This window comes from Bradyrhizobium sp. 2TAF36 (assembly GCF_052114925.1).
In the GTDB taxonomy this organism is placed as follows: Bacteria; Pseudomonadota; Alphaproteobacteria; order Rhizobiales; family Xanthobacteraceae; genus Bradyrhizobium; species Bradyrhizobium barranii.
Genome location: NZ_JBFRFR010000082.1, coordinates 15253 through 36392 on the forward strand (window position 1 = coordinate 15253; position 21140 = coordinate 36392).

A 21140-nucleotide genomic window follows, 5' to 3' on the forward strand; every position below is an offset into this window, starting at 1 on the left:
TAAGGCCGCCCTCGTAAACCTCTCGTTAAGGACCTTTGTCCGCTTGCGGCTCTACGGCCGCCAGCACTGCCACAGCGGCCCCAAAATCCTTCAGGCGGGCGGCGCGGCGGGCAGCCGCCTCCTCGTCCACGCCCCATTTCTCGGCGTTCCAGTCCTCGTCGACATGGGCGGCGGCCCAGACCTGGCCGGCATCGCGCACGCCATGGGCGAGCGCCAGCGCCAGCAGCGCAGAACCGGTCAGGGTCGTGACCACGTGGAGCGCCGCGACCGACCAGGGATCACCGGGGAGCGCGGCGCGGGCGGCCTGAACGGCCTCGTCCGGCTGCTTCACGTGCATGATGCCCTCGGACAGGATGAAATGCGCGCCCAGCGTCTCCGCGGCCCAGAACAGCACGGGGTCCCAATGCGCGGCCTCGCGGGCGACCAGCCCTTCGGGGTGGCCGGCGCGATAGAACAGCAGGTCGGTCTCGAAGTATTTCGCAAGGTCCTCGCTGACGAGCTCGACGCGATCGATGACACCCTCGACGACGCTGTTGGCGATCCGCGTCAGCGGCATCGTCACGGGATCGATCGTCTCGCCCTGAGCCGCCCATTCCGCGGCCACGGCATCGGCCAGCGCGCGCGACGGGATCACCACCTGGCGGGCCGATGGCGTCCGGATCGGCCTGCCGTCCAGCGTGATGGCGAAGCCGCCCTCGGCCTCGGCCAGGCCCGCCTCCTTGTAGAAGCGCTTGCGCCGCGGCGTACGCGCGGCCTGGCGCACCGCCTCCTGCGGATCGAGCGGGGACCGCCCCGCAACCTCATCGAACAATTCGCGCATCTCGTTTCGGCCTCGGTCTCTGGATGCTAGGCTTGTAAGCCAAGACCGGCGGCTGATAAAGCGAGCGGCAAGGCATGAGGGAACTTGCGGGCATTGCGGCCCTTCTCGCCGGGCTCTGGCCGGCCGCGGCGGACGCCGGTTTCCGCAGCCCGGAATCGCTGGTCCGCAATGTCTACGCGCATTACGGCGATGGCGCGCAGGAACTGTCAAAGGGCCTGCCGCGCGATGCCGCCTCCGCCCGGCAGTTCTTCGACCCCAGCCTGCGCAGGGCCTGGAGCGCGCCGAGGGTCGAGCCCTACGACTTCCTGGTGCAGAGCCCGAACTGGAAGCTCGGCCCGGTCGCGATCGCGGTCGTTCGCAGGCAATACGACAAGACCTATGTCGCGGCGAATTTCGACAATCGCGGGCGAAAGGTCACGCTAAACTTCGTCCTGGTCAACGGACCCGAAGGCTGGCTGATCACGGATGTCGAGAGCCCGCACGACTCCTTGCGGATGTTTCTGGAGCAGTTTCGGAAGTGAGGGGGCCAGTCGCCACTGCCTCAACACCGTCATTGCGAGCGCAGCGAAGCAATCCAGACTGTATCCGCAGAAGCATTCTGGATTGCTTCGTCACTTCGCTCCTCGCAATGACGGGGCTGGTAGCGAGGCCCCAATCCCTACTCTTCCGGCGCGTTCTCGATCGGATCGAACCGGCTCGCATCGAGCCCGAGCAGATTCCACGACTGCTGCATGTGCGGCGGCAATGGCGCGGTGGCGTCGATCACGCCGCCGCGCGGATGTGGAATAACGATGCGGCGCGCGAGCAGATGCAGCCGGTTTTGCAGTCCGCCCGGCAGCTGCCAGTTCTCGATATTGAAATATTTGGGATCGCCGACGATCGGGTGGCCGATATGCTCCATGTGGGCGCGCAGCTGATGGGTGCGGCCCGTCACGGGCTTGAGCGACACCCAGGTCAGCTTGTTGCCGGCGGTCTCGACCACCGCATAATACGTCACCGCGTGGCTCGCGCCCTCGTCGCCATGCTGGGCGATGCGCATGATGGTGTCGTCCTCGCTCTCCTCCTTCGCGAGGAAGGTCGAGATGCGGCCCTGCTTCGGCTTCGGCAGGCCCGGCACCAAAGCCCAATAGGTTTTGCGCGCCGACCGCGAGCGGAAGGCGCCGGTCAGATGCGAGGCGGCAAATCGCGTCTTGGCGATCAGCAGGCAGCCCGAGGTCTCCCGGTCGATGCGGTGCACGAGGCGCGGCTTCTGGCCCTTGGAATCGCGCATCACCTCCAGCATCTGGTCGATGTGCCGTGTCATGCCCGAGCCACCCTGCACGGCGAGGCCGAGAGGCTTGTTCAGGACGAGGACGTCGTCGTCCTCGTAGATCGTCATCTCTTTGAGCGCCTGAAGCGTCTTTTGGGCACCTTCCGACAGCTCGCCGACGGCCTTCGGCGTGTCGAGCTTCAGCGGCGGGATACGGACGCTCTGGCCCTCCTCCAGCCGATCCTTGCTGTCGACACGCTTGCCGTCGACGCGCAGCTCGCCTTTGCGGACGACGCGCTGGATGTGGGAGAACGACAGGCCGGGAAAGCGCGCTTCCAGGAAACGATCGACGCGCATGTTGTTTTCATCAGCCGTCACCTTGACGGTCTGCACCTTCGTCGGCAGCAGCGCCTCGACGGGCTTTGCCGGCGCAGGCGCTTCGGGCGCAGCCTTGGGCGGCCGCCGCTCGGCACGCTCCGCCGCAAAGCGCGGCGGCTTCGCACCCGGCTTGCCACCCAGCCGTGGTCCCGCCTTCTTCACAGTGCGCGCCTTGAACGGACGCGAATCGTCGCGCTCGTCACGCGAGCGGGGCTTTGGGTTCATTCTCTTGATGCGGCGGCTCATGGTTGCCTGCGTACCCTAAAAGCCGGCTCCCGTCACGGCGAAATGGCCGTTTCTAGCGCGAGCCTCCCCGCTCCTTCCGCAGCTTGGCCCAGTAATCCAGCCGCTTGCGGATCTCGCGCTCAAAACCGCGCTCGGGCGGGTCGTAGAAGGTCTGGCGGCCCAGGGCTTCCGGAAAGTAGTCCTGGCCGGAGAAGGCGTCGGGGGCGTCGTGGTCGTATTCGTAGGCCGCGCCGTAGCCTTCGGACTTCATCAGCTTGGTCGGGGAATTGAGGATGTGCTTTGGCGGTAGCAGCGAGCCGGCCTGTTTTGCGACCTGCATCGCGGCCTTGAAAGCCGTGTAGACGGCATTCGATTTCGGCGCGGTGGCGAGATAGACGACGGCTTGCGCGATCGCGAGCTCGCCCTCGGGATGGCCGAGGAAGTCGAAGGCGTCCTTGGCCGCGTTGGCAATGACGAGCGCCTGCGGATCGGCAAGGCCGATGTCCTCGACCGCCATGCGCACGACGCGGCGGGCCAGGAACAGCGGGTCCTCGCCGGCATCGAGCATGCGCGCGAGGTAATACAGCGCGGCGTCGGGATCGGAGCCCCGCACCGACTTATGCAGCGCCGAGATCAGGTTGTAGTGGCCGTCGGCCGACTTGTCGTAGATCGGAGCGCGGCGCTGCAGGATCTCCTGCAACTGCGCCGCGTTGAAAATCTCGTCCGCCCGCGCTGAGCGCCAGACCTCCTCGACAAGCGTCAGCGATGCCCGGCCGTCGCCGTCGGCCATGCGCACCAGCACGGCGCGCGCCTCGTCATCGAGCGGCAGCTTGCGGCCCTCGACCTCCTCAGCATGCGCGAACAGTTTTTCGATCGCGGCGGCATCGAGCGAGCGAAACACCAACACGCGCGCACGCGAGAGCAACGCCGCGTTGAGCTCGAAGGACGGGTTTTCGGTGGTCGCGCCGACCATCACGACGGTGCCGTCTTCCATAACGGGCAGAAACGAATCCTGCTGCGCGCGATTGAAGCGATGCACCTCGTCGACGAACAGCAGCGTGCCCTTGCCCATCTCGCGGCGGGCGCGCGCGGCATCGAACGCCTTCTTCAGATCGGCGACGCCGGAGAACACCGCGGAGATCTGCTCGAAATGCAGATCGGTCGCATCCGCCAGCAGCCGCGCCACCGTGGTCTTGCCGGTGCCGGGCGGGCCCCAGAACACCAGCGAGCCGAGCGTGCGCGTCTCCAGCATGCGCGTCAGCGCACCGTCGGGACCGAGGATATGGTCCTGGCCAACGACCTCCGACAGCGCACGCGGGCGCAGCCGGTCCGGCAGCGGATGCGGAGCCTCGTGGTCGAGCCCCGCCGCGGCAAAGAGAGTTGGCGTCTCCTGTGGGCGCTTCGGGCTCATCCGCCCAGCGTGACGTTGATCTGCTGGCCACCGCGCACCAGCGTGATGCGCCAGATCCGCGGCCGTTCGCCCGCCGCCTTTTCGAGGTCGCCGGTCTTGCTGATCTTCTGGTTGTTGACGGCGAGGATGATGTCGCCCTTCTGGAAGCCGACACTCGCAGCCGCGCTGTCGCCGCCGAGATCGGTGATCACGACGCCTTCGGTGTCGGCGTCCAGATGCAGTTCGTCGGCAACCGCCGGCGTGATGGACGAGACCTTCGCGCCCTGGAACGGCGAGCGCGCGGTGACGACGAGTTCGTTGCGGCCGGAGTCGGGTGCGGTCTCGAGCGCGATCGTGACCTTGAGCGGCTTGCCGCCGCGCTGCACGTCGATCTGCGCGGTGCCGCCGAGCGGACGCGTGGCGAAACGGTAATCGAAGGCGTTGGGATCATCCACGGTCTGGCCGTCGATCCCGGTGATGAGATCGGAGGATTTCAAGCCGGCCTTGGCCGCGGGGCCGGTCGAGACCACGCTTGCGACCAGCGCACCGGTCGGCGAACGCAGGCCGAGGCTCTCGGCGATCTCGGGCGTCACCGCCTGCAATTTTGCCCCTAACCACGGCCGCTTCACCGCCTTGCCGCCGCTCTTGGCGGAGGCGACGACGACGCGCACCATGTTGGCGGGAATCGCAAAGCCGATGCCTTGCGAGCCGCCGGACCGCGAATAGATCGCGGTATTGATGCCGGCGAGCTTTCCGCTCATATCGACCAGCGCGCCGCCGGAATTGCCGGGATTAATGGCCGCATCGGTCTGGATGAAGAACTGGTAGTCGGTGATGCCGACCTGGGTGCGCGCGAGCGCCGAGATGATGCCGTGGGTCACGGTCTGGCCGACGCCGAAGGGATTGCCGATCGCGAGCACGATGTCGCCAACCAGCAGTTCGTCGGAATTGGTGAAGTCGAGGGTCGGAAACTTCTCCTTGGTGTCCTTCAGGCGCAGCACGGCGAGATCGGTGCGCGGATCCTTCAGCAGGATCTCGGCCTCGAATTCCCGCTTGTCCGACAGCGATACTTTCACCTGGTCCGCGCCCTCGATGACGTGGACGTTGGTGACGACGAGGCCGGAGGCATCGACGATGACACCGGAGCCGAGCGAGCGCTGCATCTGCTCGGGCTGCTGGCCCGGCACGCCGAAGAAGCGGCGGAAGATCGGGTCGTCCAACAGCGGGTTGCGGTTCTGCACCACCTTGGCCGCGTAGACGTTGACGACGGCCGGCTGCACCCGCTGCACGATCGGCGCATAGGACAGCCGCAGTTCGGCGGGCGAGGACGGGACACGGCGGTCCTGCGCGGCGGCCGGATTGAGGTGGGCTGAAAACGCTATGCACAATGCCGTGATGACGGCGGTCCGGGTCGATCGAAACATTCCTACCTCTCGGAAAAGACGCCGGAATATAGGCGCGTTCGCCCGCCAATAGAAGGGCGCCAGGGGGCATTATTCAGCCGCCTTTCCGGTGTGTCCGCCTTGCAAGTCCCGCATGCGAAATGACAATTTACCTGGGCGGTGGATTGGCATGATGCGCGTCATCCACCATTGTGGTGTCGAGCGGATTCGGTTGCGGCGAATTGGCATCAGTGGGAACCGCGCAACCGGGCGCAGCGTCGCGGGGCAGTCATCGATCATACCTAGGCTCTCCCGTTGCGACTTGGGGAAGTTCGTCAAACGATGGAGTCATGATGTGAGCAGGACAAGACTTGCGGCCACCGCGATTGGTCTCGCCGGTGCGCTGGCGGCCTCGCAGGCCCAGGCCCAAACGGCAAGCAGCAGCGATCAGGAGATCGCTCTGCTGAAGCAGCAATTGAAGATGCTGGAGCAGAAGCTCGACAAGCTCCAGAGCCAGACCGCCGCCAACACGGCGGCCACGGCGAAGGCCAAAGTCGAAGCAAAGGCAGAGGCCAAGGCCGAAGCGCGCTCGGAGGCGAAGGCGGTCGTGGCCAATGCTAACGCGGCGATCCCGCTCAAGGGACCGGCGCCCGCGTCCGGCGCCGTCGTGACGATGCCGAACAACCGGCCGACCATCTGCACCGCCGATGGGGCAAACTGCGTCGCGATCACCGGTCGCGTGCACTACGATATGGGCGGCTATGACTATCGTCCCAACACGGCGGCAACTGTGCCGCAAAAGCTGGACAGCGGCGAAAACGTGCGTCGCGCGCGCATCGGTGTTGTCGGCAAATTCCTCGAAGACTGGAATTTCGCGCTGATCTACGATTTCGGCGGCTCCTCCGACGGCTTTGGCGGCACGGGCGCCGCCGGCGCGACCCCTGTCGGCTTCCTGCCGGGCGGAGGCACCTCCGGCATCGAGAATGCTTGGGTGAGCTACACGGGGCTGAAGCCGTTCGGCGGCAAGATGGCAATCGAAGCCGGCATCATGGACCTTGCCTGGACCCTGGATGAATCCACGAGTTCCAACGACATTGCCTTCATGGAACGCGCCTCGGTCGGCATCATCGCGCAAAATATCGCCGCCGGCGACTTCCGTTCCGCCGCCGGTGCCCGCTGGTACAATGACGTGTTCTGGGCCGGCGCTTACGTGACCGGCCCGACCTCGGGTGCCATTCACTCGGCCTCGAGCGTGTCACCTCCCGGGACCAGCGAGCAATACGGCGCGACCGCCCGCGTTGCGGGTCAGGTCGTGAGTGGCAACGACTACTCGGTGCATCTCGGCGCCGACGCGGAATGGCTGATCCAGCCGCCGCGCAATCTGCTCGCGAACACGCAAACGCTCACGCTCAGCGATCGTCCCGAGCTGCGCATCGATCCCACGACGCTGATCTCGACCGGAGCGATTGCAAATGTGTCGGGCGCGCAGGTCTATGGCGTGGAAGCCRCGGCCACCTATGGACCGCTCTGGGTCCAGGGCGAATACTACTGGTTCAACATCGATCGCGGTGCGAACACCGCGGTGGCGCCCATCGGTACGTCGAGCCTGAAATTCCAGGGCGGCTACGCACAGGCGGCCTATGTCCTGACCGGTGAATCGCGCAAGTACAATCCGAGCAACGCGGCCTATGGCGGCGTCAAGCCGAACAATCCGTTCTCGATCAACGGCGGCGGCTGGGGTGCCTGGGAGATCGCCGGTCGCTACTCGACCATAGATCTGAACGATCAGTTGGCGACCGCCGCCGGCATCGCCGGCGGGCGGCAAACCGTCTACACGCTGGCGCTCAACTGGTACGTCAACGGCAATGTGCGCTTCATGCTCGACTACCTGCATGGCACGGTATCGAAGCAGGCCTCGCCGGTCTCGACAGCCGATGTCGGCTCGAAGTTCGATGCGGTCGCGTTGCGCACGCAGTTTGCGTTCTGATGCTATCTCTTCCGGGAGCGGCACAGTCCGCTCCCGGAGAGTTACACTGCGCGCTTCGGCTTCTTGACCGGCTCCGCTTCGGGCGGCGGCGCGCATGACAGCCGTTGCTGATGGCTTTCGCCCCAGGCCTTCAGGATGTCGATCACCGGCCGCAGGCTCTCGCCGAGCTCGGAGAGGCAATATTCCACGCGTGGCGGCACTTCGGCATAGACCTTGCGGATGACGAGCTTGTCCTCCTCCAGCGCGCGAAGCTGCTTTGTCAGCATGCGCTGGGTGATGCCGGGCATCCGGCGGCGCAGTTCGCCGAAGCGCTGGGTGCCGTCCTGGAGGTGGTAGAGGATCACGCCCTTCCACTTGCCGTCGATCAGGTCCAGCGTCGCCTCGACCGAGCAGCCGGGACGCCGGGTAAAATCTCGCCGCTTCATGCGTGTTTTCCCAATAGTATCCAAACAGGGACTATATCCCCGAATTTACAGTACTTGCCAAATTGGGGCTAGCGGGACAGTTAGCGGGCCAGGCGCACATCACAAGCTACGCGCCATTTGATGGAGACAAGCCATGAAGGCCGTCGGCTACAAAAAATCGCTTCCGATCGAGGATCAGGACGCGCTGATCGATTTCGAGACCGCAAAGCCCGAGCCCAAGGGGCGCGATATCCGCGTCGCCGTGAAGGCAATCTCGGCGAACCCGGTCGATTACAAGGTACGCAAGCGTGCCGTCCCGCCCGAGGGCGAGACGAAGATCCTGGGCTATGACGCGGCCGGCGTCGTCGATGCCGTGGGTTCCGACGTCACGCTGTTCAAGCCGGGCGACGAGGTGTTTTACGCCGGCTCGATCCTGCGCCAGGGCACCAATTCCGAATTCCACCTGGTCGACGAGCGCATCGTCGGCAACAAGCCGAAGTCGCTCTCGTTCGCGCAGGCCGCAGCCCTCCCCCTCACCTCCATCACCGCCTGGGAATTGCTGTTCGACCGGCTCGGCGCCGTGCCCGGCAAGAGCGTCGATCCGCGCACGCTGCTGATCACGGGCGGCGCCGGCGGCGTCGGCTCGATCCTGATCCAGCTTGCGCGCCGCCTCACGGGCCTCACGGTGCTCGCGACGGCGACGCGGCCGGAGTCGCAAAAATGGTGCCTCGATCTCGGCGCGCATGCGGTGATCGACCACGGCAAGCCGATGAAGGAGCAGATCGAGAGCTTGAGGCTGCCGCCGGTCGCGCTGGTGGCGAGCCTTACCTTCACCGACCAGCACTACAAGGCGATCGCCGAGTTCATGGCGCCGCAGGGTCGGTTCGGCCTGATCGACGATCCGCCGGAGTTCGCCGTGAGCACCTTCAAGGGCAAGGCGATCTCGGTGCACTGGGAATCGATGTTCACGCGCTCCTCTTTCCAGACGCCCGACATGATCGCGCAGCATCATCTGCTCAACGACGTCTCTGACCTCATCGACAAGGGCGTGCTGCGCACCACGCTCGACCAGACCTTTGGCACGATCAACGCGGCCAACCTCAAGCGCGCGCATGCGTTGCTCGAAAGCGGCAAGTCGCGCGGCAAGATCGTGCTGGAGGGGTGGTAGGTGCTTACGGCTTCGTAGGGTGGGCAAAGGCGCACTTGCGCCGTGCCCACCATCTCGCAACGGGCGCGACAAAAGTGGTGGGCACGCTTCCGCCTTCGCTCTTCGAGCTACGGCGGACAAGTCGCTTTGCCCACCCTACGGTGCCACGCTTCCGGTGCCACGCCTTCGCGCAACCTCAGGCAATCGTGTTGACGATCCCGCCTTCCGCGCGCAGCGCCGCACCGTTGGTCGCGGACGCTTCCTTCGACGCGACATAGACCACCATGTTGGCGATTTCGTCGACGCTGGCGAAGCGCTGGATCAGCGAGCTCGGGCGGTGCTGCTTGACGAAATTGGCCGCGGCCTCATCCACCGACTGCCCATTCTGCTTGGCGAGATCCTTCACGAAGGTCTCGACGCCTTCCGACATGGTCGGACCCGGCAGCACGGAATTGACGGTGACCCCGGTGCCGCGGGTGAGCTGCGCGAGGCCGCGGGCGACCGAGAGCTGGGCCGTCTTGCTCATGCCGTAATGGATCATCTCGACGGGAATGTTGAGCCCGGACTCCGATGAGATGAAGACGATGCGGCCCCAGTTGCGCTTGAGCATGCCCTTCATATAGGCCCGCGAGAGCCGCACGCCGCTCATGACGTTGACCTCGAAGAAGCGGCTCCAGTCCTCGTCGGGGATCTCGAAGAAGTCTTTTGGCTCGAAGATGCCGGCGTTGTTGATGAGGATGTCGACCTCCGGCAGCGCCGAGACGAGCGCCTTGCAGCCCGCTGCGGTCGAGACGTCGGCGGCGATGCCGCGGACCTTAAGGCCCGCCCCTTCCAGCTTGCGCACGGCGGCATCGACCTTGTCCTGGCCGCGACCGTTGATGACCACGCTCGCGCCGGACGCGGCGAGACCTTTTGCGATGGCGTGGCCGATGCCGGCGGTGGAGCCGGTCACGAGGGCGGTCTTTCCGGAAAGGTCGATCTTCATGAAGCATCTCCATTGTTGCTGAAGCGGATATCGTGTCCAGCGCACGCCGCTTCAATCGCCACAACTGCGAAATCGTAGGGTGCGCGGCTTGCCCGCCGTAGGGCGAAGAGCAAAGGCGGAAGCGCGCCTACCATTTCGACACGAGTTGAAAGCGGAATGGTGGGCACGGCGCGCGAAGAGCGCACCTTTGCCCACCCTGCGGCACTATTGCCGCGGCGGTAGCGTCCTGAGAAACGCGACGATGGCATCGAGGTCCTGCGCCGTCATGCTGGCATAGGCAGCATAGGCCATCGGCGGCTTGAGCTTGTGGCCGTCGCGCGCGATGCCTTGCGTAATCGCACGTTTGATTTCGTCGTCGCTCCAGCCGCCCAGGCCGACCGCGGGATCCGCGGTGATATTCGGGGAGATGGATTCGCCCCACGGCCCCTTGAACGTCCGGCCACCCTTGCCGCTCGCACCCGCGAAGTCATGCACGGCGGACGGGCCCTCCGGCGTGTGGCACTCCAGGCAATGGGCGATCGTCAGGAGATAGCGGCCGCGCGCGAGCTTGTCGGAGAGATCGGCCTCGGTCGCCTGCTTGCCGGCATAGGTCGGCGCTTCCGGCTTCAGCGCGATCCTGTATTCCGGCGCCGGGGTTTCGTGGCGCACTGCGGGTACTGAGCGCAGGTAAGCGGTAAGCGCATCGAGATCCCGGACCGTGAGCACCGTGTAGAATGCGGTCGGCATGATTGGCGCGACCTTGGTCCCGTTCGGCCTGTGACCGCTGACCAGAAACCGCTTCAGCTCGGCATCGCTCCGGTTGCCGATGCCGGTGTCCTTGTCCGGCGTGATGTTGGAGCCGGTGACCTTGAAGGCAGGCTCATCGAAGACCTGGCTGCCGCCCGCGAGCACGCGCGAGAGATCGAGGCCCTGCGGCCCGCGCGGCGTGTGGCAGTTGTGGCAGACCATCACGCTGTTGACGAGATAGGCACCGCGCTCGACCAGCGTCTCGCCGGAGGCCGGCGACATCAACAGCGCCAGCGCGATCCCAAGCACAATCCTCATCGACAGCCCCCCGGCCGGAATCGCGTTCACCAGACGATGCGCGGCATGAGATATCGCCGCGCCATACAAAAAAGCGGCGCCCAGGGGCGCCGCTTTCTGAAAACTGAGGTACCGGCCGGCTTACGCCGCCTCGGCTTCCTTCTCCTGCACCGGACCGGAGTCCTGGCCCTTGGCATCGACGTCGCGGTCGACGAACTCGATCACGGCCATCGCGGCGTTGTCGCCATAGCGGAAGCCGGCCTTGATGATGCGGGTGTAGCCGCCCTGACGGTCCTTGTAGCGGGGCGCCAGCACGTCGAACAGCTTCTTGACCTGATCCTTGTCGCGCATCTCGGAGATCGCCTGGCGACGCATGGACAGGCCGCCCTTCTTGCCGAGGGTGACGAGCTTCTCGACGATCGGACGGAGCTCCTTGGCCTTGGGCAGCGTGGTGACGATCTGCTCGTGCTTGATCAGCGCGGCGCACATATTGGCGAACATCGCGCGGCGATGCTCGGCCGTGCGGTTGAGCTTCCGATGAACCTTGCCGTGACGCATGTAACTATTCCTTAGTTTGAAACTGCCGCGACGGTTCGTCGGACATGTTGCTCAGGTGGGCTGCCTGCGTTCGCCCGCGAAAGCGCGTTGCGCTTTCGCTTTCTTGTTTGAGCATGATCCTTATCGGAAAACCGCTTCGCACTTTTCCGGGATCATGCTGCGCTCAGTAGTGATCCTCGAAGCGCTTGGCGAGCTCGTCGATGTTCTCCGGCGGCCAGCCCGGCACTTCCATGCCGAGGTGCAGACCCATCTGGGCCAGCACTTCCTTGATCTCGTTCAGCGACTTGCGGCCGAAGTTCGGGGTGCGGAGCATTTCCGCTTCGCTCTTCTGCACGAGGTCGCCGATGTAGACGATGTTGTCGTTCTTCAAGCAGTTGGCCGAACGCACCGACAGCTCGAGCTCGTCCACCTTCTTGAGGAAGGCCGGGTTGAAGGCGAGGTCCGGGATGATCTCCTGGGCGACTTCCTTGCGCGGCTCTTCGAAGTTGACGAACACGTTGAGCTGATCCTGCAGGATGCGGGCGGCATAAGCCACCGAGTCATCCGGCGTCAGCGCGCCGTTGGTCTCGATCGTCATGGTCAGCTTGTCGTAGTCGAGGATCTGGCCCTCACGGGTGTTCTCGACCTTGTAGGAGACCTTGCGGACCGGCGAGTACAGGCTGTCGACCGGGATCAGTCCGATCGGCGCGTCCTCGGGACGGTTGCGCTCGGCGGGCACGTAGCCCTTGCCGGTGGCGACCGTGAACTCCATGCGGATCTCGGCGCCCTCGTCGAGCGTGCAGATCTGGAGGTCCGGGTTGAGCACGACCACGTCGCCCACGGTCTGGATGTCGCCGGCGGTGACGACGCCCGGGCCCTGCTTCTTCACGACCATGCGCTTGGGGCCTTCGCCCTGCATCTTAATCGAGATGTCCTTGATGTTGAGCACGATGTCGGTGACGTCTTCACGGACGCCAGCGATCGAGGAGAACTCGTGCAGCACGCCGTCGATGTGCACCGACTGCACCGCCGCGCCCTGGAGCGAGGAGAGCAGGATACGGCGCAGCGCGTTGCCGAGCGTCTGGCCGAAGCCGCGCTCGAGCGGTTCGGCAACGATGGTCGCGAAACGGGTCGAATCGCTGCCGGGCTGGATCTGGAGCTTGTTCGGCCGAATCAGTTCTTGCCAATTTTTCTGGATCGTCACTGTTTCACCCATACAGGCCAGTCAAACTGCTAGTGCAGACACTGGCGTTGGAGAAAGGCCGCGGATCATTCGCGCGGCTTTGCAAAAAGTCATTGCGGGCGACCAATGCGCCCGCAACTTGGTATCAAACGCGCCGACGCTTGCGGGGACGGCAACCGTTGTGCGGGATCGTGGTCACGTCGCGGATCGAGGTGACGGTGAAGCCCGCGGCCTGAAGCGCACGGAGCGCCGACTCGCGGCCCGAACCGGGACCAGCGACTTCGACTTCGAGCGTGCGCATGCCGTGCTCTTGCGCCTTCTTCGACACGTCCTCGGCGGCAACCTGCGCGGCGTACGGGGTCGACTTGCGCGAACCCTTGAAGCCCATCGTGCCGGCGGAGGACCAGGCAATCGTGTTGCCCTGCGCGTCGGTGATGGTGATGGTCGTGTTGTTGAACGACGAGTTGACGTGCGCGACGCCGGAGGCGATGTTCTTGCGCTCACGACGACGAACGCGGGTGGCTTCCTTGCCCATAGAGTACCTTTCCTGAAGATCTCAAACGCCGCCGTAATGCCAGCGGCTACACCTGTGGAACGAAAGGCGTGTGGCGAACGGGTCTCCCCTTCGCCACACGCCGCGATTGGATTCGAAAACTTACTTCTTCTTGCCGGCGATGGCCTTGGCCGGACCCTTGCGCGTACGCGCATTGGTGTGGGTACGCTGGCCGCGCACCGGCAGGCCACGACGATGACGCAGGCCGCGATAGCAGCCGAGGTCCATCAGACGCTTGATGTTGATGCCGACCTCACGACGCAGATCGCCCTCGACGAGATAGTCGCGGTCGATCACTTCGCGGATCTGGAGCACTTCGGCATCGCTGAGCTGGTTGACGCGACGATCCTCGGGGATCTTCACCTTCTCCAGGATCTCACCAGCGATCTTCTGGCCGATGCCATGGATGTACTGGAGCGCGATCAGCACGCGCTTGTTGGTCGGAATGTTCACGCCGGCAATACGGGCCACGGCCTTCTCTCCTGTTGCCGATCCCTCGTCAGGAATCAGGCTTTAAGTGCTTGGTTTCTCGGGCAGGTGTTCACAAACGCGAACACGACGCCCACCCCTGGTCTTCCTGGGGCCCGGCATCGTTTGAAACTATCCGACTTGGATGCGGGGCTTATTAGGGGATTCAGGGGGCTTTCGTCAACCGCTGCTAGCGCTTAGCTCGCTTTTTCGTGACCTTTTTTGCGGCCTTTTTGGCACCTTTTTTGACAGCCTTCTTGGCGGTCGTTTTAGCGGCCTTTTTGACCGTTTTCTTGGCCGCTTTCTTGGCCGCCTTCTTGGTGCCCTTTGCGGCCTTCTTGGCGGCCTTTTTAGCGGATTTGGCAGCCTTTTTGGCCGTTTTCGCCGGCTTTTTGTCTACCTTGGCCTTCTTGGTACCCTTCTTGGCAGGCCCCGACTTGGCCGCGCTGCGCGCTTGGGCCTTGCCGTGCGTCTTGGGTTCGACCGCCCCGAGGGCCAGGAGCTGGCGATGAATCGCGCGGGTGACCTCGTCGATGGCCATCATGCCGTCGATGGTCGAGAGCTTCCGCCGCTCGGAATAGTAGTGAATCAGCGGTTCCGTCTGGCTGCGGTAGCTGGCGAGTCGCTTGGTCAGGACCTCCGGGGTGTCGTCGACCCGGACCTCCTCCCCGCGCTCCCGCATCTGGGCGACCCGGGTCTCGACGCGGCTCAGGAGTGCGCTCTCGTTGACGCGGAGCTCGACCACGGCGTCGAGCTTGAGATGCTTGTGCTTGAGCAGCTCATCCAGCGCCTCGGCCTGCGGCACGGTGCGCGGGAAGCCGTCGAGGATGAAACCGTTCTTGGCGTCCGGCTGGTCGATGCGGTCGGAGATGATTCCCACCACGATCTCGTCGGGCACGAGGCCGCCGCTGGCCATGATCTCCTTGGCCTTCAGCCCGACCGGCGTTCCGGCCGCAACGGCCGCGCGCAGCATCTCTCCGGTCGAGAGCTGGACGATGCCATAGCGCTGCACCAGCAGTTGCGCCTGGGTCCCCTTGCCCGACCCCGGCGGTCCCAGAAGTATAATTCTCATCGGCGTACGCCCCCCGGATTGGTGAGCGATACGTCGCGCACCTGTGTTTGAAGTCCAATGACAGTGCAAATCATAATCGGCGCCGCACCGCTACCCATATCATAGGGGAGCAAATGCCAGGACGCCAAGAAGGCCTTTGAAATCAGTGATTGCGTCGCAGGGAGAGCAGCTCTGCCGATGTCTTGGAATGGCTGACTGGTCGCCTCGGCGGGCGCCGCGCGTTGCTCGCGCGGCGAATCGGCGGCGCTGTCGCGCCGCCCTCGGCGAACCCCGCGCTTAGCGGCGGCGGCCGCGCAGCTTCGACTTCCGGATCAGGCCCTCATACTGATGCGCCAGCAGATAGCCCTGCACCTGCGCCACCGTGTCCATGGTGACGCTGACGACGATCAGCAGCGAGGTGCCGCCGAAGTAGAACGGCACCGAGGCGTAGGAGATCAGGATTTCCGGGATCAAGCAGACGATCGCCAGATAAATCGCGCCGAGCACGGTGATGCGCGACAGCACGTAGTCGATATATTCCGCGGTGCGCTCGCCCGGACGGATGCCCGGAATGAAGCCGCCATGCTTCTTCAGATTGTCCGCGGTCTCGGTCGGGTTGAACACGATCGCGGTGTAGAAGAACGCGAAGAACACGATCAGCGCGAGATACATGATCAGGAACAGCGGACGGCCGTGGCCGAGCTGGGTCGTGATCCACTGGAACCATTCCGGCCCGCTGCCGGCGTTGAAGTTGGCAACCGTGGTCGGCAGCAGCAGCAGCGAGGACGCGAAGATCGGCGGGATCACGCCCGAGGTGTTGAGCTTGAGCGGCAGATGCGAGGACTGGCCCTCGAACATCTTGTTGCCGACCTGGCGCTTCGGATACTGGATCAGCAGCCGGCGCTGGGCGCGCTCCATGAACACGATGAAGGCGATCACGGCGACCGCCATGATGATGACGACCAGGATCAGGCCGGTCGACATCGCACCCTGACGGCCGAGCTCGAGCATGTTGGCGAGCGCCGCGGGCAGCTCGGCGACGATGCCGGCGAGAATGATCAGCGAGATGCCGTTGCCGATGCCGCGCGAGGTGATCTGCTCACCCAGCCACATCAGGAACATGGTGCCGCCGGTCAGCGTGATCGCCGTGGACAGACGGAAGAACATGCCGGGGTCGCTGACGACGTTGCCGGCGCCTTCGAGGCCCACCGCGATGCCGTAAGACTGGAACGCGGCCAGAATCACCGTGAGATAGCGGGTGTACTGATTCAGCAGCTTGCGGCCGGACTCACCTTCCTTCTTCAGCGCCTCGAGCTGCGGCGAGACGGTGGTGAGGAGCTGGATGATGATCGAGGCCGAGATATACGGCATGATGTTCAGCGCGAAGATCGCCATGCGGTGGATACCGCCGCCGGCGAACATGTTGAACATGCCGAGGATGCCGCCCGCCTGGGAGCGGAACACCTGTTCCCAGATGTTGGGATCGATGCCGGGAAGCGGGATGTAGGTCCCGAGCCGATAAACGAGCAGCGCACCCAGGGTGAACCAGATGCGCTTCTTCAGTTCGTCAGCCTTGGCAAACGCACCGAAATTGAGATTGGCTGCCAGTTGTTCCGCTGCAGAGGCCATCTTGGACTTTCTCCCGCCGCCTATTGCGCCGTCATGCCCGCGGCCGGGCTACTCTAGCGGACGCCGGACATTATCTGGGGCTCGGCTTCGATAAGTCCACGTCCCACACGCGTAAAGGCCCGCGAGCCGCGGGCCAATGACGCAGTTGTTACGCCGCCTCGCCTTCTTCCTTGGCAGGGGCGAGGATCTTCACCGAGCCGCCGGCCTTCTCGACCGCGGCGATCGCGGTCTTCGTGGCGCCGTGCACTTCGATGTTGAGCTTCGACTTGAGCTCGCCGCGGCCGAGCAGTCGCACGCCGGCCTTGGCGCGGCGCAGCACGCCGCCCTTCACCAGGGCCTCGACGTTCACGACGCTGCCGGCGTCGATCTTCTTGGCATCGACCGCTTCCTGGAGCCGGTCGAGATTGATCTCGGCGAACTCGACGCGGAAGATGTTGTTGAAGCCGCGCTTGGGCAGACGGCGATGCATCGGCATCTGGCCGCCTTCGAAACCCTTGATGCGCACGCCCGAACGCGCGGTCTGGCCCTTGCCACCGCGGCCGGACTGCTTGCCTTTGCCCGAACCAATGCCACGGCCGACGCGCATACGCTTCTTGCGCGAGCCGGCGTTGTCGGCGATATCGCTGAGCTTCATCGCCCTGCTCCTTGTTTCTTGCGCATGATCGTCACCGAAAACGGGTGCCCGCTTTTCGGGATCCTGCGCCTTTGCTTACTTCTCGTCGACGATGCGAACGAGATGGTGAACCTTCTCGATCATGCCACGAACCGCCGGGGTGTCCGGCAGTTCGCTGGTGCGGCCGATCTTGTTGAGCTTGAGTCCGATCAGCGTCGAACGCTGCGAGTGATGGCGGCGGATCGCGCTGCCGGTCTGCTCGAGCTTGATCGTCTTTGCTGCCTTGGCCATGGGAGTCTACTCCGAAAAGCTTCCGTTAGTCGGCAGCCGCCTCGGCGTCACCGCCGATACGGCGGGACTGGAGGGTGGACACCTTGATATTGCGGCGGGCTGCGACCGAACGCGGCGAATCCTGATGCTTCAGCGCGTCGAAGGTTGCGCGAACCATATTGTAGGGGTTCGACGAGCCGATCGACTTCGCGACCACGTCCTGGACGCCGAGCGTCTCGAACACGGCGCGCATCGGGCCGCCGGCGATGATGCCGGTACCGGCCGGAGCAGCACGCAGGTAGACACGGCCCGCGCCATGACGGCCGGCGATGTCGTGATGCAGCGTACGGCCCTCGCGCAGCGACACGCGGGTCAGGTTGCGCTTGGCTGATTCAGTCGCCTTGCGGATCGCCTCAGGCACCTCGCGCGCCTTGCCGTGACCGAAGCCGGCGCGGCCCTTCTGGTCGCCGATCACGACGAGCGCTGCGAAACCGAAGCGCTTGCCGCCCTTGACGACCTTTGCCACGCGATTGATGTGGACGAGCTTGTCGACGAACTCGCTGTCGCGCTCCTCCCGGCGTTCACGTCCGCCGCCGCCGCGTTGATCGCGTCCACCACGTTGTTCGCGTTCTGCCATTTTTCCAATCCTTCAGAGGCTTGCGCCTCAATCCTCAAATTCTATTAGAAGCTCAGCCCGCTCTCACGCGCAGCGTCGGCCAGTGCCTTGACGCGCCCGTGGTAGAGGTAGCTGCCGCGATCGAACACGACTTCCTTGACGCCCTTCTCGGCGGCGCGCTCGGCCAGCAGCTTGCCGACCGCCTTCGCCGCATCGATGTCGGCGCCGGTCTTGCCGCCGTCGCGCATCGACTTCTCGAGCGACGAGGCAGAGGCCAGCGTCTCGCCCTTCAGGTCGTCGATGACCTGGGCGTAGATGTGCTTGGACGAGCGAAACACCGACAGACGCGGACGACCGCCACCAGAGCGGCGCAGCTTAAGCCGCACACTCCGCTTGCGCCGGGCATTGGTAACCTTGGCTTTGGACATGACCGGCTCCGTTACTTCTTCTTGCCTTCCTTGCGGAAGATGAATTCGCCAACATACTTCACGCCCTTGCCCTTGTAGGGCTCCGGCGGACGATAGGAGCGAATCTCGGCGGCGACCTGGCCGACACGCTGGATGTCGCTGCCGGTCACCGTGATCTCAGTCGGCTTCGGCACGGTGATCGTGATCCCTTCCGGGATCGCGTAGACCACGTCGTGGCTGTAACCGAGCGCGAGCTGCAGGTTCTTGCCCTGCATCGCGGCGCGGTAACCGACGCCGGTGATTTCGAGCTTCTTCTCAAAGCCCTTGGTGACGCCTTCGACCAGATTCGCGACCTGGGCGCGAGCAGTACCGTACAGCGCCCGCGCGCGGTTGGTCTCGACCCGCGGGTTCACCTTGACCTGGCCGTTCTCGAGCTTCACCTCGACGTCGTTATGGACGACGAACTGAAGCTGGCCCTTGGGCCCCTTCATCTTGACGGTCTGCCCGTCGACGGTCGCGGTCACACCCGACGGAACCGCCACAGGCCTTTTGCCAACACGTGACATGGATCAACAATCCTTCTCAGAACACCGTGAAGAGAACTTCGCCGCCCACATTCGCTTYGCGCGCGCTGTGGTCGGCCATGATCCCCTTCGGCGTCGACAACACCGAAATGCCGAGCCCGTTGTTGACCCGCGGCAGAGCCTTCACCGAGGCGTAAACACGACGCCCGGGCTTGGAGACTCGTTCGATCTCGCGGATGACGGGCTCGCCGTCGAAATACTTCAGCTCGATCTCGATCTCGCTGCGGCCCGAGGAATGCTCAAGCGTGGCGTAACCGCGGATGTAGCCTTCGGTCTTGAGGACCTCGAGCACGTTCTCGCGCATCTTCGAGCCAGGCGTGGAGACCTTGGACTTCGAACGCATCTGCGCGTTGCGGATACGGGTGATCAGATCGCTGATTGGATCGTGCGTAGACATCTAAACGACCCTCCTTACCAGCTGGACTTCACGAGGCCCGGGACCATGCCCTTGGAGCCAAGGTCGCGCATCGCGATGCGAGACAGTTTGGTCTTGCGGTAGTTCGAGCGCGAACGGCCCGACAGCTCGCAACGCAGACGGATGCGGGTCGCCGACGAGTTGCGCGGCATTTCCGCAAGCTTCAGGGTGGCGGCGAACCGCTCCTCCATCGGCAGCGTCTTGTCGGCGATGATCGCCTTCAACCGCTCGCGCTTCGGGGCGGCGTTCTTCGCCATCCGCTTGCGCCGGTTGTTCTTCTCGACTGAACTCTTCTTTGCCATGCTTGGCTCCTGGGTATCCGCGTTTGAGAGGCTTTAGGTCAGCGTCTCACTGCCGGAACGGGAAATTGAAAGCGGTCAACAAGGCCCTCGCCTCGTCGTCGGTCTTGGCCGTAGTGCAGACGGTGATGTCCATACCGCGGGCTTCCGTGACCTTGTCGAAGTCGATCTCGGGGAAAATGATGTGTTCCTTGAGGCCGAGCGAGTAGTTGCCGCGGCCGTCGAAGCTCTTCGGGTTCAGGCCGCGGAAGTCGCGGACGCGCGGCAGCGCGACCGTCACCAGGCGATCGATGAACTCGTACATGCGGGCCTTGCGCAGCGTGACCTTGCAGCCGATCGGCTGGTTCTCACGCAGCTTGAAGGTCGCGATCGCGATACGCGAATAGGTCACGATCGCCTTCTGGCCGGCGATCAGCGTCAATTCAGCGGCGGCGTTCTCGGCCTTCTTACGGTCGTTGACGGAGTCGCCAACGCCCATGTTCAGCACGACCTTGTCCAGACGCGGAACCTGCATGACGTTCTCATAACCGAACTTCTCGGTCATTTCCGTCCGGATCTTCGCGTCATATTCCGCGCGCAGGCGCGGCGTGTAAGCGACCTCAGCCATCGATCTCAGCTCCCGAGCTCTTGGCGATGCGGACCTTCTTGCCGTCCGCCAGAATCTTGAATCCGACGCGGGTCGGCTTTCCATCCTTGCCGACGAACGCGATGTTGGACAGTTGGATCGGCGACTCCTTCGAGATGATGCCGCCCTCCTGGGCCTGCGTCTGCTTCTGATGACGCTTGACCATGTTGATACCGCGCACCAGCGCCGTGCCGGCGTCCGGGCGAACCTCGAATACTTCGCCGGTGCGACCCTTGTCGCGACCGGTCAGCACGACGACCTTGTCGCCCTTGCGGATCTTCGCAGCCATCACAGCACCTCCGGCGCGAGAGAGATGATCTTCATGTGGTTCTTCGCGCGCAGCTCGCGCGGCACGGGCCCGAAGATACGGGTGCCGACCGGCTCGGACTGGTTGTTGATCAGAACGGCGGCGTTGCGGTCGAAGCGGATGACCGAACCGTCGGCGCGGCGGATGTCCTTGCGGACGCGCACCACGACGGCCTTCATCACGTCGCCCTTCTTCACCTTGCCACGCGGAATCGCTTCCTTGATCGAGACGACGATGATGTCTCCGATCGTGGCGTAGCGGCGCTTGGAGCCTCCGAGCACCTTGATACACATGACACGGCGTGCGCCAGAATTGTCGGCCACGTCGAGGTTGGTCTGCATCTGAATCATTGATGCACCTCGTCCTCTTCTCTCTTGCGCCAGCCCAGCCGGCGCTCAACATTTTCCTGAAGTCAGTCGGCTAAAGCCAACAGATCAGGCGCTTTTCTTGTGTTCGCCCCGGATCACGATCCAGCGCTTCAACTTCGAAATCGGCTTGGTTTCCTCGATCCACACCATGTCGCCCGGCTTGAACTGGTTGTCCTCGTCGTGCGCGTGGTAGTTCTTCGAACGGCGGATCGTCTTCTTGTAGAT

Annotated in this window: 27 protein-coding genes; 3 read left to right on the plus strand and 24 right to left on the minus strand. The window is 64.3% G+C overall.

Annotated elements, in window-relative coordinates:
• Window positions 1-25 precede the first annotated feature (25 nt).
• Window positions 26-820, minus strand: coding sequence for an ATP12 family chaperone protein (locus AB4Z51_RS35890; RefSeq protein ID WP_135214966.1), 795 nt, complete (start codon window positions 818-820; stop codon window positions 26-28).
• A 74-nt stretch (window positions 821-894) separates the two neighbouring features.
• Between AB4Z51_RS35890 and AB4Z51_RS35895 the strand changes: the two genes are divergently transcribed.
• Window positions 895-1341, plus strand: coding sequence for a hypothetical protein (locus AB4Z51_RS35895; protein ID WP_135214967.1), 447 nt, complete (start codon window positions 895-897; stop codon window positions 1339-1341).
• Between the two features lie 137 nt (window positions 1342-1478).
• Here the strand turns inward: AB4Z51_RS35895 and AB4Z51_RS35900 are convergent, their stop codons facing one another.
• From AB4Z51_RS35900 to AB4Z51_RS35910, 3 genes are read right to left on the minus strand one after another with little or no spacing between them, the layout of a single operon-like run.
• The gene (locus tag AB4Z51_RS35900; RefSeq protein WP_135214968.1) at window positions 1479-2693 is read right to left on the minus strand and encodes an RluA family pseudouridine synthase; all 1215 of its coding nucleotides are present in this window, start codon (window positions 2691-2693) and stop codon (window positions 1479-1481) included.
• A 52-nt stretch (window positions 2694-2745) separates the two neighbouring features.
• Entirely contained in the window at window positions 2746-4083 is a 1338-nt protein-coding gene (locus tag AB4Z51_RS35905; RefSeq protein ID WP_028151184.1) for a replication-associated recombination protein A, read from the minus strand.
• Window positions 4080-5486, minus strand: coding sequence for a DegQ family serine endoprotease (locus AB4Z51_RS35910; protein WP_167768067.1), 1407 nt, complete (start codon window positions 5484-5486; stop codon window positions 4080-4082). Before AB4Z51_RS35910 ends, AB4Z51_RS35905 begins: the two co-directional genes overlap by 4 nt.
• A gap of 313 nt (window positions 5487-5799) precedes the next feature.
• On the opposite strand from AB4Z51_RS35910, the gene AB4Z51_RS35915 reads away from it, so the two are divergent.
• Window positions 5800-7431 carry an OprO/OprP family phosphate-selective porin gene (locus AB4Z51_RS35915; RefSeq protein ID WP_441498980.1) on the plus strand — a complete coding sequence of 544 codons (1632 nt, stop codon included), beginning with the start codon at window positions 5800-5802 and terminating at the stop codon, window positions 7429-7431.
• 41 nt (window positions 7432-7472) lie between these two features.
• Here AB4Z51_RS35915 and AB4Z51_RS35920 read toward each other — a convergent pair whose 3' ends face one another.
• Entirely contained in the window at window positions 7473-7856 is a 384-nt protein-coding gene (locus AB4Z51_RS35920; RefSeq protein WP_135214970.1) for a winged helix-turn-helix transcriptional regulator, read from the minus strand.
• 133 nt (window positions 7857-7989) lie between these two features.
• Here AB4Z51_RS35920 and AB4Z51_RS35925 point away from each other — a divergent pair, with 133 nt between their 5' ends.
• Window positions 7990-9003, plus strand: coding sequence for a zinc-binding alcohol dehydrogenase family protein (locus AB4Z51_RS35925; RefSeq protein WP_135214971.1), 1014 nt, complete (start codon window positions 7990-7992; stop codon window positions 9001-9003).
• 175 nt (window positions 9004-9178) lie between these two features.
• Here AB4Z51_RS35925 and AB4Z51_RS35930 read toward each other — a convergent pair whose 3' ends face one another.
• The 19 genes from AB4Z51_RS35930 to AB4Z51_RS36020 all read right to left on the minus strand — a co-directional run.
• The gene (locus AB4Z51_RS35930; RefSeq protein ID WP_135214972.1) at window positions 9179-9967 is read right to left on the minus strand and encodes an SDR family NAD(P)-dependent oxidoreductase; all 789 of its coding nucleotides are present in this window, start codon (window positions 9965-9967) and stop codon (window positions 9179-9181) included.
• 204 nt (window positions 9968-10171) lie between these two features.
• Window positions 10172-11011: a c-type cytochrome gene (locus AB4Z51_RS35935; protein ID WP_135214973.1), complete on the minus strand. Its 840-nt coding sequence runs from the start codon at window positions 11009-11011 to the stop codon at window positions 10172-10174.
• Window positions 11012-11131: 120 nt separating this feature from the next.
• Window positions 11132-11548 (minus strand): 50S ribosomal protein L17, encoded by a 417-nt coding sequence (gene rplQ, locus AB4Z51_RS35940; RefSeq protein WP_014494513.1) that lies wholly within the window; start codon window positions 11546-11548, stop codon window positions 11132-11134.
• Between the two features lie 163 nt (window positions 11549-11711).
• Entirely contained in the window at window positions 11712-12743 is a 1032-nt protein-coding gene (locus tag AB4Z51_RS35945) for a DNA-directed RNA polymerase subunit alpha (protein WP_038942308.1), read from the minus strand.
• Between the two features lie 112 nt (window positions 12744-12855).
• Window positions 12856-13245 carry a 30S ribosomal protein S11 gene (rpsK, locus tag AB4Z51_RS35950; RefSeq protein WP_007603045.1) on the minus strand — a complete coding sequence of 130 codons (390 nt, stop codon included), beginning with the start codon at window positions 13243-13245 and terminating at the stop codon, window positions 12856-12858.
• Window positions 13246-13365: 120 nt separating this feature from the next.
• Window positions 13366-13734, minus strand: coding sequence for a 30S ribosomal protein S13 (rpsM, locus tag AB4Z51_RS35955; RefSeq protein ID WP_014494511.1), 369 nt, complete (start codon window positions 13732-13734; stop codon window positions 13366-13368).
• Window positions 13735-13921: 187 nt separating this feature from the next.
• Entirely contained in the window at window positions 13922-14803 is an 882-nt protein-coding gene (locus AB4Z51_RS35960) for an adenylate kinase (RefSeq protein WP_063982588.1), read from the minus strand.
• A gap of 276 nt (window positions 14804-15079) precedes the next feature.
• The gene (gene secY, locus AB4Z51_RS35965; RefSeq protein WP_028152980.1) at window positions 15080-16411 is read right to left on the minus strand and encodes a preprotein translocase subunit SecY; all 1332 of its coding nucleotides are present in this window, start codon (window positions 16409-16411) and stop codon (window positions 15080-15082) included.
• A 148-nt stretch (window positions 16412-16559) separates the two neighbouring features.
• Window positions 16560-17045 (minus strand): 50S ribosomal protein L15, encoded by a 486-nt coding sequence (gene rplO / locus AB4Z51_RS35970; RefSeq protein ID WP_014494508.1) that lies wholly within the window; start codon window positions 17043-17045, stop codon window positions 16560-16562.
• A gap of 75 nt (window positions 17046-17120) precedes the next feature.
• Window positions 17121-17315 (minus strand): 50S ribosomal protein L30, encoded by a 195-nt coding sequence (rpmD, locus tag AB4Z51_RS35975; protein WP_011088137.1) that lies wholly within the window; start codon window positions 17313-17315, stop codon window positions 17121-17123.
• 25 nt (window positions 17316-17340) lie between these two features.
• Window positions 17341-17931 carry a 30S ribosomal protein S5 gene (gene rpsE, locus AB4Z51_RS35980; RefSeq protein WP_028152981.1) on the minus strand — a complete coding sequence of 197 codons (591 nt, stop codon included), beginning with the start codon at window positions 17929-17931 and terminating at the stop codon, window positions 17341-17343.
• A 44-nt stretch (window positions 17932-17975) separates the two neighbouring features.
• Window positions 17976-18338, minus strand: coding sequence for a 50S ribosomal protein L18 (rplR, locus tag AB4Z51_RS35985; protein WP_007603036.1), 363 nt, complete (start codon window positions 18336-18338; stop codon window positions 17976-17978).
• Window positions 18339-18349: 11 nt separating this feature from the next.
• Window positions 18350-18883 (minus strand): 50S ribosomal protein L6, encoded by a 534-nt coding sequence (rplF, locus tag AB4Z51_RS35990; RefSeq protein WP_063982587.1) that lies wholly within the window; start codon window positions 18881-18883, stop codon window positions 18350-18352.
• Window positions 18884-18899: 16 nt separating this feature from the next.
• Complete coding sequence (rpsH, locus tag AB4Z51_RS35995; RefSeq protein WP_441498981.1) at window positions 18900-19298, minus strand: 30S ribosomal protein S8; 399 nt, start codon at window positions 19296-19298, stop codon at window positions 18900-18902.
• Window positions 19299-19312: 14 nt separating this feature from the next.
• Complete coding sequence (gene rpsN / locus AB4Z51_RS36000; RefSeq protein ID WP_063982585.1) at window positions 19313-19618, minus strand: 30S ribosomal protein S14; 306 nt, start codon at window positions 19616-19618, stop codon at window positions 19313-19315.
• Between the two features lie 46 nt (window positions 19619-19664).
• On the minus strand, window positions 19665-20222 hold the full coding sequence (gene rplE / locus AB4Z51_RS36005) for a 50S ribosomal protein L5 (protein WP_063982584.1): 558 nt from the start codon (window positions 20220-20222) through the stop codon (window positions 19665-19667).
• Complete coding sequence (rplX, locus tag AB4Z51_RS36010; protein ID WP_063982583.1) at window positions 20215-20529, minus strand: 50S ribosomal protein L24; 315 nt, start codon at window positions 20527-20529, stop codon at window positions 20215-20217. The genes rplE and rplX overlap by 8 nt, the downstream gene beginning before the upstream one ends.
• The gene (gene rplN / locus AB4Z51_RS36015; RefSeq protein ID WP_007603030.1) at window positions 20529-20897 is read right to left on the minus strand and encodes a 50S ribosomal protein L14; all 369 of its coding nucleotides are present in this window, start codon (window positions 20895-20897) and stop codon (window positions 20529-20531) included. The genes rplX and rplN overlap by 1 nt, the downstream gene beginning before the upstream one ends.
• 84 nt (window positions 20898-20981) lie before the next feature.
• Window positions 20982-21140, minus strand: a 159-nt coding sequence (locus AB4Z51_RS36020) for a small ribosomal subunit protein uS17 (RefSeq protein ID WP_441498982.1), incomplete at its 5' end; no start/stop codon positions are given.